The organism is Azoarcus sp. L1K30, assembly GCF_018122735.1.
Classification (GTDB): Bacteria; Pseudomonadota; Gammaproteobacteria; order Burkholderiales; family Rhodocyclaceae; genus Parazoarcus.
This window is the reverse complement of sequence record NZ_JAGRRD010000001.1, coordinates 2,648,639-2,661,875: the sequence shown is the minus strand read 5'-3', so window position 1 is coordinate 2,661,875 and position 13,237 is coordinate 2,648,639. Positions and strand designations below refer to the sequence as shown.

At 57.2% G+C, this 13,237-nt stretch carries 21 protein-coding genes; 16 read left to right on the top strand and 5 right to left on the bottom strand.

Translation table 11 applies throughout. The features are described 5' to 3' along the window. Positions 1–44 precede the first annotated feature (44 nt). From J5J83_RS12305 to J5J83_RS12295, 3 genes are all read left to right on the top strand, one after another. Positions 45–407, top strand: a complete 363-nt coding sequence (locus J5J83_RS12305) for a hypothetical protein (RefSeq protein WP_212349514.1) — start codon at positions 45–47, stop codon at positions 405–407. 76 nt (positions 408–483) lie between these two features. After that, the gene (locus tag J5J83_RS12300) at positions 484–798 is read left to right on the top strand and encodes a DUF1153 domain-containing protein (RefSeq protein WP_212349512.1); all 315 of its coding nucleotides are present in this window, start codon (positions 484–486) and stop codon (positions 796–798) included. After that, on the top strand, positions 795–1,559 hold the full coding sequence (locus J5J83_RS12295) for an IS3 family transposase (RefSeq protein ID WP_212349510.1): 765 nt from the start codon (positions 795–797) through the stop codon (positions 1,557–1,559). Before J5J83_RS12300 ends, J5J83_RS12295 begins: the two co-directional genes overlap by 4 nt. Before the next feature lie 45 nt (positions 1,560–1,604). Here the strand turns inward: J5J83_RS12295 and J5J83_RS12290 are convergent, their stop codons facing one another. Next, positions 1,605–2,474, bottom strand: a complete 870-nt coding sequence (locus J5J83_RS12290) for an IS110 family transposase (protein WP_212349508.1) — start codon at positions 2,472–2,474, stop codon at positions 1,605–1,607. 112 nt (positions 2,475–2,586) lie between these two features. Here J5J83_RS12290 and J5J83_RS12285 point away from each other — a divergent pair, with 112 nt between their 5' ends. The 13 genes from J5J83_RS12285 to J5J83_RS12225 all read left to right on the top strand — a co-directional run bounded on the left by J5J83_RS12285 (position 2,587) and on the right by J5J83_RS12225 (position 11,212). Then, positions 2,587–2,982: a VOC family protein gene (locus tag J5J83_RS12285; RefSeq protein ID WP_212349506.1), complete on the top strand. Its 396-nt coding sequence runs from the start codon at positions 2,587–2,589 to the stop codon at positions 2,980–2,982. A gap of 115 nt (positions 2,983–3,097) precedes the next feature. Further along, positions 3,098–3,649, top strand: coding sequence for a TfoX/Sxy family protein (locus J5J83_RS12280; RefSeq protein WP_212349504.1), 552 nt, complete (start codon positions 3,098–3,100; stop codon positions 3,647–3,649). 305 nt (positions 3,650–3,954) lie between these two features. Beyond that, a complete protein-coding gene (locus J5J83_RS12275) occupies positions 3,955–4,443 on the top strand; it encodes a glutaredoxin family protein (RefSeq protein WP_212349502.1) in 489 nt (162 codons plus the stop codon). Between the two features lie 110 nt (positions 4,444–4,553). Beyond that, on the top strand, positions 4,554–4,937 hold the full coding sequence (locus tag J5J83_RS12270) for a nuclear transport factor 2 family protein (protein WP_212349500.1): 384 nt from the start codon (positions 4,554–4,556) through the stop codon (positions 4,935–4,937). Positions 4,938–5,051: 114 nt separating this feature from the next. Beyond that, positions 5,052–5,594: a GNAT family N-acetyltransferase gene (locus tag J5J83_RS12265; RefSeq protein ID WP_212349498.1), complete on the top strand. Its 543-nt coding sequence runs from the start codon at positions 5,052–5,054 to the stop codon at positions 5,592–5,594. Then, positions 5,548–6,126 carry a GNAT family N-acetyltransferase gene (locus J5J83_RS12260; protein ID WP_212349496.1) on the top strand — a complete coding sequence of 193 codons (579 nt, stop codon included), beginning with the start codon at positions 5,548–5,550 and terminating at the stop codon, positions 6,124–6,126. Before J5J83_RS12265 ends, J5J83_RS12260 begins: the two co-directional genes overlap by 47 nt. 119 nt (positions 6,127–6,245) lie before the next feature. Beyond that, on the top strand, positions 6,246–6,611 hold the full coding sequence (locus J5J83_RS12255; protein WP_212349494.1) for a DUF1801 domain-containing protein: 366 nt from the start codon (positions 6,246–6,248) through the stop codon (positions 6,609–6,611). A gap of 58 nt (positions 6,612–6,669) precedes the next feature. Then, positions 6,670–6,975: a chorismate mutase gene (locus J5J83_RS12250; RefSeq protein WP_212349492.1), complete on the top strand. Its 306-nt coding sequence runs from the start codon at positions 6,670–6,672 to the stop codon at positions 6,973–6,975. A 104-nt stretch (positions 6,976–7,079) separates the two neighbouring features. Continuing rightward, a complete protein-coding gene (locus J5J83_RS12245; protein WP_212349490.1) occupies positions 7,080–7,754 on the top strand; it encodes a dihydrodipicolinate reductase C-terminal domain-containing protein in 675 nt (224 codons plus the stop codon). A gap of 107 nt (positions 7,755–7,861) precedes the next feature. Further along, complete coding sequence (locus tag J5J83_RS12240) at positions 7,862–8,542, top strand: DUF4286 family protein (RefSeq protein ID WP_212349488.1); 681 nt, start codon at positions 7,862–7,864, stop codon at positions 8,540–8,542. A 271-nt stretch (positions 8,543–8,813) separates the two neighbouring features. After that, positions 8,814–8,954 carry an entericidin A/B family lipoprotein gene (locus J5J83_RS12235; protein ID WP_212349486.1) on the top strand — a complete coding sequence of 47 codons (141 nt, stop codon included), beginning with the start codon at positions 8,814–8,816 and terminating at the stop codon, positions 8,952–8,954. 45 nt (positions 8,955–8,999) lie between these two features. Beyond that, positions 9,000–9,311: a DUF883 family protein gene (locus J5J83_RS12230; RefSeq protein WP_212349484.1), complete on the top strand. Its 312-nt coding sequence runs from the start codon at positions 9,000–9,002 to the stop codon at positions 9,309–9,311. Between the two features lie 539 nt (positions 9,312–9,850). Continuing rightward, positions 9,851–11,212, top strand: coding sequence for a CHASE3 domain-containing protein (locus tag J5J83_RS12225; protein ID WP_212349482.1), 1,362 nt, complete (start codon positions 9,851–9,853; stop codon positions 11,210–11,212). Positions 11,213–11,223: 11 nt separating this feature from the next. Here the strand turns inward: J5J83_RS12225 and J5J83_RS12220 are convergent, their stop codons facing one another. From J5J83_RS12220 to J5J83_RS12205, 4 genes are all read right to left on the bottom strand, one after another. After that, positions 11,224–11,598 carry a response regulator gene (locus J5J83_RS12220; protein WP_349251888.1) on the bottom strand — a complete coding sequence of 125 codons (375 nt, stop codon included), beginning with the start codon at positions 11,596–11,598 and terminating at the stop codon, positions 11,224–11,226. A 46-nt stretch (positions 11,599–11,644) separates the two neighbouring features. Further along, positions 11,645–12,280: a response regulator transcription factor gene (locus tag J5J83_RS12215; protein WP_212349481.1), complete on the bottom strand. Its 636-nt coding sequence runs from the start codon at positions 12,278–12,280 to the stop codon at positions 11,645–11,647. A gap of 95 nt (positions 12,281–12,375) precedes the next feature. Then, on the bottom strand, positions 12,376–12,540 hold the full coding sequence (locus tag J5J83_RS12210) for a DUF1328 domain-containing protein (protein WP_212349479.1): 165 nt from the start codon (positions 12,538–12,540) through the stop codon (positions 12,376–12,378). A gap of 70 nt (positions 12,541–12,610) precedes the next feature. Further along, entirely contained in the window at positions 12,611–12,799 is a 189-nt protein-coding gene (locus tag J5J83_RS12205) for a CsbD family protein (protein ID WP_212349477.1), read from the bottom strand. Between the last annotated feature and the right edge of the window lie 438 nt (positions 12,800–13,237).

Here is a 13,237-nt window from a genome sequence, read left to right as displayed (position 1 = left end):
GGCCGGGACCGGGAAGTCCCTTTCATTCGTTAGACGGCTTAGCCATGGACGCTCTCGCATATCACCGCACCGCACTCCGAAAAGAAGGCAGCGATACATCTCAAATTGAGTTGCTTGTTACCTCAGTTACGCAGGCTAGAAGTGTCCAAGAATTGCGCTCGCAATTGGCCGCCTTAGAACCTGAGGCAAATGAGCTCGGCTGGCCTCGCGATGTAGATTTCACCGCTTTGCTTTTGCAGCACGCCTTGCCTCACTTCAATTCAAATGAGTTGCGCCTTGTCGCACTCGATTTTGCAATTGATCGGGCTAGGTGGTGTGCTAGTGCTGCCACTGCAGGCGGAGAAGGATTGGCTCGCTCAGTCCACGTCAAGGAATTAGAGGCTTTACGCAATGAAATCGCCGTCTAACATTTCGGTCGAGGTGCGGCTTCTGTATTAACCCAGTGAAAAGCTGCTCAGGTGTTAACCTAGAAAGGAGTGACACATGGGTACGGCAATGGAAGACGAGATCAAGCGCTGGATGGCCAAGCGCAAGAGTGCGTTGGTGATGGAAATCCTGCAGGGCAAGACGACGGTGGCAGAGGCTAGTCGTTCGTATGACCTGCCTCCATCGGAGATTGAGACGTGGATCGAAGAGGCCAGGCGGGGCATGGAGAATGCCCTGCGAGCGAATCCGCTGGACATCCGGGAGCAGTACGAGAAGCAGATCAAGCAGTTGCAGGAAGCCTATGGTGAGGCGATGCTGGAGCTGCGCGCCAGAAAAAAATTGCAGTCCCTGCTGGGCGAGGACGAGAAGTGATCGAGACGATCCGTCAGGGACTCAAGGAAGAAGGAATCGTCGTCTCGATCAGTCAGCTGTGCCGATGGTTTGAGGTGCCACGTCGCACGTTCTACTACCGCACGGTGAAGTCGCCGCCTCAGGTTCAGTCCTGTTTTGCCGAACCGATCAAGGCGATGATCGAAGACAACCCGTCCTTTGGCTACCGGACCGTGGCACATCTGCTCGGATTCAACAAGAACACGGTACAACGGGTGTTTCAACTCCAGGGCTGGCAGGTCAGGAAGCGCCCTGTCGGGTTTCGGCCCCGGGTTGAGGCAAGGCGTTCAAGGGCGTCACGGCCGAACGAGCGCTGGGCAACCGATCTCTGCCGTGTCTGGGCAGGTCGTGACGGCTGGGCCACGATGGCACTGGTGATCGACTGTTTCAGTCGTGAGTTGCTCGGTTGGCACGTCTCTCGCAGTGGGAAGTCACGAACGGCCGAAAACGCACTGGAGCAAGCCCTGATTGCCCGTTTCGGCACGCTCGGACGCGTGAAAGAGCCTTTTCTGCTGCGTTCGGATAACGGCCTGGTCTTCACTAGCCGCAGTTACACGACACTGGTCAAAAGCTACGGACTGAAGCAGGAGTTCATCACACCTTACACGCCACAGCAGAACGGTCTGGTGGAACGGATGATTCGCACCCTTAAGGAGCAGTGCGTCCACCGACACCGATTCGAAACCTTGCAGCATGCCAGCCGAGTGATCGGCGACTGGATTCAGTTCTACAACCAGCAATGACCCCATCAGTCGCTGAAAATGAAGACGCCCACCGAGGCATTTGCTTTAGCAGCATGACCTGTGCAGGATTTGCTGGGTCAATACAAGGGTTCGCAGATACACGTCGCCCTGTTTGGTGATGCGCCCCAGGCGCACCTTGCCGCCGGTCGAATATTGGCGCGGCACCAAGCCGAGCCAGGCGGCGAATTCACTCCTGCTCTTGAAGATCTTCATGTCGGCGACACTGGCGACGATCGCGGTCGCGGTCACCGATCCGACACCGGGGATCTCCATTAGGCGCTGCGCGGCTTCGCTGTGGCGCGCGAGCGCTTCGATTTCGCGGTCGTGGGCGAGGATCTGGACATCGAGTGCTCCAATGCGTTGGTTCACCTCATGGAACAGCCGCCGCGCCAACTCGGGAATGCCGTTACCGGACTCTTTGAGTGCTGGCGGCAGTTTGTGGCGGCAGCTGTAGCGGCCGCGCGGCAACACCACACCGAATTCGCACAGCATCCCTCGCAGTTGGTTGATGAGCGCCGTGCGCTGGTCGGAGACTTCCTTGCGCACCCGATGCAGCGCCAACACGGTCTGCTGTTCGACCGATTTCACCGCGACGAAGCGCATGTTCGGCAGCGCCACCGCTTCGCAGATCGCCTCGACGTCATTGCCGTCGTTCTTGCCGCTCTTGCGATAGGGGGCGACAAAGCGCGGTGCCATGATCCGGGCGTCGTGCCCGAGCCGGCGTAGTTCGCGCGCGAAGTGGTGCGTGCCCGAACACGCTTCCATACCGATTAGGCACGGCGGCATCTGCACGAACATCGGCAGCAGGTCGCCACGCCCGACACTTCGGTTGAGCAGCACCTTGCCATCCTTCCCGACCCCATGCACACTGAATACATTCTTCGCCAGGTCGATGCCGACAGTGGTAACGTTCATTTTGACTCCACCTCACCGTGATTGAGACTTTCGCAATCCCAATCTGGTATGCCGATGCCGCTGGTACAGGGGGCGTCCATTTCATTCGTTACGAGTCACGATAGGAAGGGTCATGTACATCCCGCCAGGCTTCAACACCATCGCCCCCTACTTCTTCGTCGATCGCGCCGAAGAATTCGTATCCTTTCTCGTCAACGGCCTTGGCGGCAAGGAAACTTGCAGGACCATGCGTCCCAACGGTGACATTCAAAACGTACAGGTTCGGATCGGTGACTCAACTGTCATGGTGAGCCAAGCCACTGATCGCTATCAGGCCATGGCATCCGCGTTCTATCTCTATGTGGCGAATGCAGACCAATCCATCCAACAAGCCCTGGACCACGGAGCAACTCTTGAAATGCCCGTCGATGATATGCCTTACGGTGACCGCCAGGGAGGCGTGAGAGACCAGCACGGCAACATCTGGTGGATCTCGCAACGCATCGTTGAGCAGCCATATTCACCATGAGCTCCACAACCTGCGCGCCAACGCTCATGCGCCCAACTCGTCGTCGCACATGGAAGTCCATGCTTCGCATGGCTGTCCGAGAACTTGGGCGTTAGCCGTCACACGAGTACTTTCGATGCCATTTGCAGCCACTGATCGAGAACTTCTCCTTGCCGTGAAGGGCGTAGGACCAACGGTCATCGCGCGGTTAGAACAGATGGGCTTTTCAAGCTTGAAGGAATTGGCTGCTGCTGATGCCCGCCAAATCGTCGAAGGTGCAGCAGCAATCGTCGGTTCCACCTGCTGGAAGAATAGCCCGCAGGCAAAGGCGGCAATTCAAGCGGCCATCACTGCAGCCATCGGCGCCAGCAAAATGAGCCGCACGGCTGAACCATCCGGAAAGTTGGCGCCATCACCACAAGCCATTCTTGAGCTTGAGGCCATGCCAAACCTCGGCCCGAAGTCGGCCGCAGTCCTCGCTGCAGCCGGAGTCAAGTCTGCTGAACACCTCGCTGCGCTAGGGTCTGTTGCTGCCTTCTCCATGGCCAAGCGGTCGGGGGCACGGGTCAGCCTCAATCTCCTTTGGGCAATTGAGGCCGCACTTTGTGGCGAGTCGTGGCAAACCGTCGCTCGCGAGCACAGAACCAGTCTCTTGCTGGCCCTGGAGTCGCACGACAATGACGGCTGACCCTTCCATCGAGAGGGCACGCCCCGGCAAGCCGGGTCGAGCCTCTCATGTCAAGCGTCAGGTTGCTACTCATGTCGCCTGATTTGCTTCCATCAATTCCCCAGCTACGTCGGGTCATGCAATCGCTTGCCATGCTCGATGCGATCCTTTGTCCAGAATGGCAATATCGCTATTGCAGCTATGACAGCAAAATGGGGGCAGGAGAAGAAATGGCGTCCATGCGCAATGGTTCTGGAGATGATTGCTTCTTGCTGCTCGATAAAGCGCTCCGCAGCCCCTCTTTCATAAAATGTTAGGCCTCACACATGGCATCTCTCTATCATTCAATGCTCATGCTCATTATTGGCTTTTCGGCAACCACTACATTTGCCGATACGATGTACAAATCGATTGGACCAGATGGAAAAGTCGTTTACAGTGACCGCCCCCCGGTTGAAGGGAGGATCGAGAAGACGATTACGTTTGAGAATCTTCCCAGCAGTGCCTTGCCCAAGCAAGCCGCCTCATATGTTGAACAACTGAAGAGGCTGAGAGCATCGGCGCCAGTTGTTGCGTCGCGCGAAAGTACTGTTCTCTACTCGGCGACGTGGTGTGGATATTGTGCGAAAGCTAAGGCCTATTTGGCTGGTAAGGGCATTTCATACGAAGAAATTGATATCGATACAAACGAGGGGAAGGCATCGTTTGCCCAAGCCGGTGGTGGAAAAGGCGTTCCTTTGCTATTGGCTAGAGGGCAGCGAGTCCAAGGGTTCTCCACTGCCGCTTACGATAAACTCTTTTCCAGCCGAAAGTGATTCCTGACAAGGTGCTCAACCTCGATTCTTTCAGTTCGGTGGACGCTGCTTGGTAAAGCCGCGCAGCGCGGGTTAGTTCTAAGTCATTCAGCATTTCTCGGAGATACCAATTGAGTTCTATTGATATTCGCGCAATCGTCGACCACTACATCGACGCATACAACCGCAAGAACATTGACGACATGCTCATGAATGTTCATCCGCAGATTGAATTCAAGAACATTTCTGCTGGTGTCGTGAACGCACGCACAAATGGGGTTACGGAACTTAGAACTCTCGCGCAGCAGTCGTTATCGCTGTTCTCCGAACGGCAGCAGAAAATTGAGTCCTTCGAGCTTCAAGGCTCTGTAGCGGTTGCCACAATCGCTTTTCGTGCCGTCGTTGCTGCGGATCTGCCAAATGGCCTGAAGAAAGGGCAAGTTCTAAATTTCTCTGGCCGCTCCGAGTTCGAGTTCCAAGATGGAGCGATCTCAAAAATCACAGACATCAGTTGAGGCCCGCCATGCGGCATAACATTGCGGTCGAGTTGGCTCTCTCTGGTCGCTGGGATGCGCCGCAAGTGGCGCACCCGGTTCCTTTACGCCAGGCGTCAAGAAGCAGGAGCCTTCATGCTCGATCGCAAATTCGCTTTGATCCCTGTTGAAACGCAAGCGCACCGCGATGCCGCTCGCCAACTGATTACCGAGTACCTTCTTTGGGTGGCTGGCATCGCAAGGTCCGAGTACGGGCTGTCGTTCGATGTCGAGGCAATGGTCGCATCGGACATCAATGATCGATCCAAGTTCTACCCGCCGAATGGCCGCTTCTACCTGATCGAATCAGGAACCGGCTTCTCAGGCGTCGGTTGCCTCAAGCGCCTGGCTCCCGGCCTTGGGGAGATTCAACGAATGTATGTTCAAGATCACCTCCGGGGTGTCGGGGCCGGTCGCGCACTGGTTGAAACACTCCTCCATGATGCCAGGATATTGGGCTATGGAACGGTTCGCCTGGAAAGCCTGAAGGCTTTAAGCGCGGCACACACGCTTTACCGCTCTGTAGGCTTTGTGGACATAGATCCGTACTCTGACAACAGCATGTCGGCGTATCAGGAAAAGCAGGATCTCGATGGCTATCAGCAAAGCGCTGTTTTCATGGAATGGTCTGCGCAGTGACGCCTATCCCTCCCATCGTGAGGATATGCCCCGGCAAGCAGGGTCATGCTTCTCAAGTCAAACGTTGGCCATGAAAAATATTCCCGAAATACGCCAAGCACAGGAAGATGATGTTTCCGATGTTGCCGAGTTGATTTACTCAACCTCGGTCACGTGCTGCTTTACACCCGAACAAGCATGCCCCGACTGGTATAGAGAAAGCGTACAACCGATTCAGATAGCAAAGCTACTGAAGTCTGAACAAATGGTCTGGCTGGTGGCTGCTCTAGAACAAACACTTGTTGGTGTTCTTGCCGTTAGCGATAGGAGCCACGTGAAATATTTTTTCGTTCATCCGGCGTATCAAAAACTGGGTATTGGCAAGCAGCTATGGCATGCCGCTTTAGGTAGCGGTGCATTGGGAGATATGCTGACGGTTCGCTCATCTCTGTTTGCGGTTCCTGTGTATGAAAGCCTTGGTTTCACGGCTATTGAGCCACCAAAGTCGTTTAATGGAATGCACTATCAAACCATGGTGGCACGCAATGGCTAACCGGACGCTCCTCCCCGTTCGCTTCGCTCACTGGACGTCGCCTGGTAAAGTCGCGCAGTGCCGGTCAGCTCTATGGTATGTAGTAAAGCGTGTAGCCGACTGAGGATACGATCCACAACATGACAAAGAAATCTGTTCAACAGCTGCTTGAAGACATCCGTCTTGTGAGCGAGCAGAATTATCAAATCGTCGAAGCCGTTCGCGCCTTGGTAAAAGAGAAAATTGAGAGAACGTCGGAAGAAGTCAAGTATGGCGGCATCCTGTTTACGTCAGGCGTGCAGTTTGGTGGGGTTTTCGCCTACAAAGCGCACGTAACAGTCGAATTCGGGAACGGCGCAAAGATCAATGACCCATTCGGGTTTCTTGAGGGGACGGGGAAGGGGCGTCGGCACCTCAAATTGATGACTGCCTCTCAGATCAAGGACAAGAAGTTGGCTCAATATCTGTCGCTTGCTTTGCAGGCCTCCAGACGGGACGAATCATGAAATTCGGCTACACGATAATCAATGTACCTGTATTCGTCAGCTTGCCAAGGAGCATAGGTTGAAGATCATCGAAGATTGCCAGAACATCGAGGAAGTTCGAACCCATATTGATCGCATCGACCGCGAGATTGTTGCGTTACTGGCAGAGCGTGGCGCCTATGTTAAGCAGGCGGCCAAGTTCAAGAGAACCACCACCGACGTCAAGGCGCCCCAGCGAGTTGAACAGGTCATTTCCAAAGTCACAGCCCTTTCTGTAGAGTTTGGCGCAAACCCAACCGTCACTGAGCAGGTCTACCGCGCGATGATTGCTGGCTTCATCGACGCTGAGTTGGCTGAGCATGCAACGCTTCAGGGGCATGGGTAACACGTCCCCCAACCTCGCAGTCGGGCGAACCTGCGCGAAAGGCCGCACAGTCGGCTCACTCCTGCGTAGGCATCTTCAAACCGTTGCATCTCAATGAGCGCGTCATGCAAGTCCTAATAGTTGGCTCGGGAAAGTTGGCGACAGAACTACTGGATCAGCTGGCGCTCGGCGCTCCGCTCAAGGTCCGCCAATGGTCGTATGCTTCGAAAACGGAAGGTCGCTCGGTGGTTGTTCACGCGGGCTCTGGCAGAGAGCTCGATGAAGTGGCCGCCTATTGCCGGAAAACCAACTCGCCCTTGGTCGAGTTGGCGACCGGATCGAAACTCGAATCTCGCTCGCCTGCGTTCCCGGTTGTCTTGTGCCCCAACACCAACATTCTCATGCTGAAGTTCATGAATATGCTGGCGAGAAGCGGGAAGCTATTTAACGGGTACCACATCGACGTCACCGAATCGCATCAAGCCGAAAAACGCTCTGTTCCAGGAACGGCAGTTTCCGTTGCGCAAGCGTTGGGCCTTTCCGCCAAGGACGTGACGTCGGTGCGCGATCCCGACGAGCAGCTGTCGGCACTACGTATTCCTGCTGAACACTTGAGCCGACACGCCGTGCACACGATTCGCATTGAAGACGGGACCTGCTGCATATCGCTCGAAACAAGAGTGTATGGCGCATCGCCCTATGCAGACGGCGTTGCGAAAATCGTTGCTGCGGTCTTCTCTCGCCAACTCGAAAACCGGGTATATGCAATCGACGAGTTTGTCGCGAATGGGTGGGTGTAGCCAGATGCCCAACCTGGTAGTCAACCGGACCTGCGCAACACGCGCCTCAATCCACGCCCGATTTAGCAGCGATTGCGCCGCTTCGTCCTTCAAATAGGGAGAACATCATGCCCTTGCTCGGTTCAGCAGCAATGCTTCTTTCATTTGACGTTGAAGCCAGCGCCATCGAAGAACATGATCGTTGGCACACCCACGAGCATCTTCCAGAGCGACTTTCGATTCCTGGCTTCCGCCGCGGTACTCGCTGGCTGGCAAGCGCCGGAGGACCGCGTTATATGGTTCTCTACGAGGTCGAGAGCTTGGCGACGCTTACATCGGCAGCCTATCTCGAGCGACTGAACAACCCGACGCCCTGGACCACAAGGATGATGCCCCATTACATGGGAATGAACAGGGGGCTGTGCTCCGTGGTCGGGAGTTCGGGGTTTGGCCAAGGCAGTGCAGCGGCACTGATTCGCTTCACCCCCCAAGCCGACCAGGCCGCGCTGCTCACCGGGTGGTTGCTTGATGAAGTTCTACTGGCGATACCGAAAGCGACCGGCCTTGGCAGCGCGCATCTTCTTCAGGGGGCGCAGCAGGCGCCCATGACCAACGAGCAGCGCATCAGAGGTGCAGATCTTGGCGTTGATTCCGCGCTTATCGTCACCGGGTACGACAGTATCTCGGTTGGTTCATGCGTGACTTCACTTTGCGCCGAGAGTGGCCTGGCGGCCAGGGGAGCACGTCAAGTTAGCGCCGCAACATATCAGTGGAGCTACTCGCTCGATAGCGCTGAAATTCGCGCCTGAGCCTTCCATCGAAAGGACGCTTTCCTGCAGGTGAATGCCAAGCGCCGCTCATGCCAATCGTTTGGCGTCGGGATATCAACGTGACCGAATCACTACGAGGACGGCTGCCCGAACTCGAAGAGTTTGGCCTGTAGGCGCCGTCCGACACCACAATCCGAGCGCGCTGACAGGCGTGTCACGGTGACGCGAATAGCATGAACTCAGCCCGATTTGATTTGTGCTCTCACATTTACCGCCAACCGGGCAGGCATATACAACAGGAGTCAAGATCATGAAGACCATCATCGCACTGTTGCTCGCAGCCATGTTCGTCATTTCGGGCTGCAACACCGTCGCAGGCGCCGGCAAGGACATCGAGGCCGGCGGTGAGAAGGTTCAAAAGGCGGCAGAGGACGTGAAGGAGAAAATGTGAGTGTGAGGTCCCACTTTTGGTGACCAGACAATCGAGGAGAATGCAATGAGAAACGCCGATGCGAAGGTTCAGGAAAAGACCTCAAGCGAAGACGACAGTCTATCGCAGCGGGTCGCTGACGGGCTCCAAGAGCGCATCGACCGAGCCGCAGGCAAAGGCAAGGAGATCGAGCGCTCGTTGGTCGCAGGCAGTACGCGGGTGCGCCACAAGGCGCTTGAGTTGGGAGCTGACGCTCAGGGCAAAGCACAGCAACTGAATCACGGTTTTGTGCGGCTCGCCCGCGACAAGCCGTGGACCGTCGTGGGTGGAGCGGTCGCGCTGGGCATCCTGATTGGTGCGTTCTCGAACCGGCGCTGAATCATGACAGATTCCCAACACAAGAGAGCTGCCGCGACGCGGGGTTCGCGGGGGGTTCGGTATGGCAGCCGCCGCTAGGCGGCGGCGCGGTGCGTGGTGGTCGATTTCCGTCGTCCGTTCTTGATTCGCGCCGGCATGTTGCGCTCACGAGATGTGCGACGCGGCAGACTGCGCACTGCGCACTGCCGGCAGCTGATACCAGTAAACTGGCCGCAGTATCGGAACCAACGTCTGCGACTTTGGCCACCACCGGAGCCAATACGATCGCGATCAAGGAGCTAAGTGCCCCGTCTGCTTTTACTCTCGCGCGCAGTGGCGGGGACTCGTATGTCTGCCGACAAGTAGCTTTTCCGACGCATTGACGCTGGACAATCGCGGCACAGGCCCGTCCTCCGTGCCATCGTGTGGTGGCTGCTGGCGATGCTCCGGGTTGCGCAGCACCGTGGACTGCTGAGATATTCTCTTCAGCAAGTAGTTGATCGGGATGGGCTGCAAATGAAAGCTGCGCGAGTCAAGCCGAGTCTGAGTCGGAGAAGGCCATGAGCACTTCAGCCCCCCCGCGGGCAGGCCACGACGGCACGCTGGGCAAACGCCACCATGTCCTGTTCGCACTTGGAATGGCGTTTGTGATCACCCTGCTGGTTACGAATACCACCCAATCTTCGATGGGCCTTGAAGCGGTCGATGGGATCCGCAGCCAGAGCGAACAGATCGATTCCGTGGAGCATCTGCTGTTGCGCCTGCTGGATGCCGAAACTGGCGTGCGTGGCTACCTGTTGACCGGTGAGCCGGTGTACCTCGAGCCCTACGAGTCGGCTACCACGGCGCTTCCCAAGGCAATAGAACGGGTTCGCCAGACCTTTGCCAATCGTCCGTCAGACCAGCAGCGCGTGACGACCCTGCTTGCATTGGTAGATGCAAAGCGGGAAGCAATGAGCGAGGCCGTCGCTCGGCGCACGCTGGTTGGTGCGCAGAGTAACGACTTGGTCGGAAGAGTTCTGATGGACGAGACCCGCCAGCACATCGGCAAGCTGAGGGACGAGTTGGCCGGCGAGGCACGTGCCAGCCTGGAGCAGTCCAAGTCGCGCTTTGGTCTAAGTCGTACGCTCGGCAACGTGTTCGCGACCTGCACGATGCTGCTCATGTTGGCAGTGTTTAGTGGTACGCGTCGTGAGCTGGAGCTGCGCGAGCGCATTGCTACGTTACAGGCATCGGAAAAAAGGCGCCTGGAGGACCAGGTCGCGCTGCGCACCGCTGAACTTTCCGATCTCGCACGTTACGTCAATAACGCTCGTGAAGCCGAAAAACAGCGACTTGCGCGTGAATTGCACGACGAATTGGGTGCCCTGCTTACTGCAGCAAAACTCGACGCTGGCTGGATGGGGCGTCGCCTGCCTGCCGAATTGCGTGCTCAGTGGCAGGAGCGACTGGATCGTTTGCAGCGTTCGCTCAGCGAAGGCATCGCGCTTAAGCGGCGCATTATTGACGACCTGCGGCCGCCGCTGCTCAATGAAATGGGCCTGATCGAAGCGATGCGCGCAATGTGTGAGGATTTCGCGCTGGGCAATGAACTCGATGTCGAGGTCACGTTGCCCGACTCGATCGCGGGTATCGACGAGGAACGTTCACTTGCCCTGTTCCGGATCGCCCAAGAGGCGTTTACGAATATTCGAAAGTACGCGAAGGCAAAATGGGTGGGACTTTCGTTAAGTAGCAATGACGGACTTGTCACCATTACGATAAGCGATGACGGTATCGGTTTTGACGTCGCGGGAACTGCCCTCGATCGCCACGGCATCGCAGGCATGCGTCACCGGGTGCAAACCTATGCGGGTCGTTTCACAGTCGAGTCCACACCAGGCCAAGGTACGCGCATCCGCGCCGAAATCCCGCTACCCTGAGCGGTGCGCGTTCAGCTCCTTGGCCTGTCTTCGCCGGCGGCACGTTCGACGAAATCGAGCAAATCGTCCATTCCCGAGGCCTTGTCGAAGAATGCCTCGGCCCCAAGTTGCTCGCACCGCTTGCGTATCGCTCGGTGGGCGTAGGTGGAGAGCACCACTGCCCGTGTGCCGCCGAAACGATCCGGCGCCGCGCCGAGGTGCTGCAGCACGCCGAAGCCGCTGCCTTCGTCGAGTTCGAGATCCACGATGGCCAGATCCACCTCACCGCTGGCAATTCTCTCTATGGCGGCGTTCTCGCCGGCGACTGCATCGACGACAACGACGTGCGTCATCTCTTCGAGCATCTCCCCAAGCATGCCGCGAAGCAGCGCTGAATCCTCGATCACGAGGACACGAAGTAATTTTCCACTTTCACCGCTCACGTCAACAAGCTCATTCCATGATCAGACCATTGCGCACCGCGTATGCAGCCAACTCTGCATTGCTCGAGACCTCGAGCTTTTCGAGCAGACGGCTACGATAGGTGCTGACGGTCTTGACGCTAAGGCTCAGCGCCTCGGCAATCGCTGATACCGAGGCCCCTTTGGCCAGCCTCACGAAAACCTGCATCTCGCGCTCGGACAGGGATTCATGAGGCGACCCGGCGGCGCTCCCGAGCATTTCGTCGGCAAGCAACTGAGCAGTGCGTGGAGAGAGGTAACGCCCCCCTCTGTGCACGGTATGCACTGCCGCGAGCAGTTCCGCCGGCTCACAGTCCTTGCAAAGGTAGCCACTGGCACCGTTGCGAATCATCGACAGCGCATAACGCTCTTCCGGAAAACCGCTTAATACCAGTACCCGAGTCTGTGGGTAGCGCTGGCGCACGGTGCGCAGGACATCGATACCGCTCTTGCCCGGCAACGAGAGGTCTAGCAGAAGCACGTCGCAGGCTTGCCCGCTCAAAGCCTCCAGAGCTTCTTCGCCGGAGGATGCCTCGAAAGCGATCGCGAAACCCAGTTCATCTGATATGAGCTCGCGGAATCCGGCCCGCACGATCTGGTGATCATCGACGATGGCAATGCGCAACATTCAATGCTCTCTCCGTTTCGCGCTGTTTGGATTGTAAGACGCATCGGTGGCGAGCGGTTACCACTGGCGCAGTGTCGCTCGCACCCAAAAGATGATCATCGGCCTCGGGTCAGATTGATCAGGAAACTGACTACTGCCATCACCAGGAATACCAGGAACAGGATCTGGGCGATGTCCGCAGCGCCTGCTGCGATGCCCGTGAATCCGAAGATCGCGGCGATGATTGCGATCACGAAAAATACGACTGCGTAGTGAAGCATGATGCCCTCCTCGACGTAGGTCGGATGGTCGAACCGTTCGGCGTGCGTTCAGTCCGATTGAGCCATGCGCTCAGGTCCAGTCGTCGAGTTGCTTTTCGGCTTCTTCTCTGGACAGGCCATAACGCTCCTGAATCTTGCCCGCGAGTTCCTCGCGCCTACCCTCGATCACGTCCAAATCGTCATCGGTGAGTTTGCCCCACTGGGCCTGAACTCGTCCTTTGAGCTGCTTCCAGTTCCCTTTCAGAATGTCACTATTCATGATCCGCTCCCCACAGTAGTTGAACAGATCGGAAGGGCTCGCCAATTGCGGCCATCCGATGACCCGAATGTACTGGCTGGGCATGGACGAGACGATAGGCGCGGTCCGATACCGGTGTCAGATTTCGCCTACGACCGCAGTGACGAAGCCCTGGCGCGCCGCGGAGACCGTGTGCCGGTGAGCGTCTGTGGCGCGGCGCAAGCATCGACTTGCCGCGGTGGGGTGCCTTTGTGCCATGAACGAGAGGCACGCCTGTGGTTGCAGTGCCCAGAACGATGACGTTCGAAGCAGGCGCTCGGTAAGCACCCGGCAAACTCACCTGTTCATTGCGGTGTAGTGCGCTGAAGATCGTGTCCACTAATCTTGGTGGTGGACACTATGGACGTCGTCATCCCGCGCCGGACCCGGCGCACGCACAGCGAAGCATTCAAGCGGTCG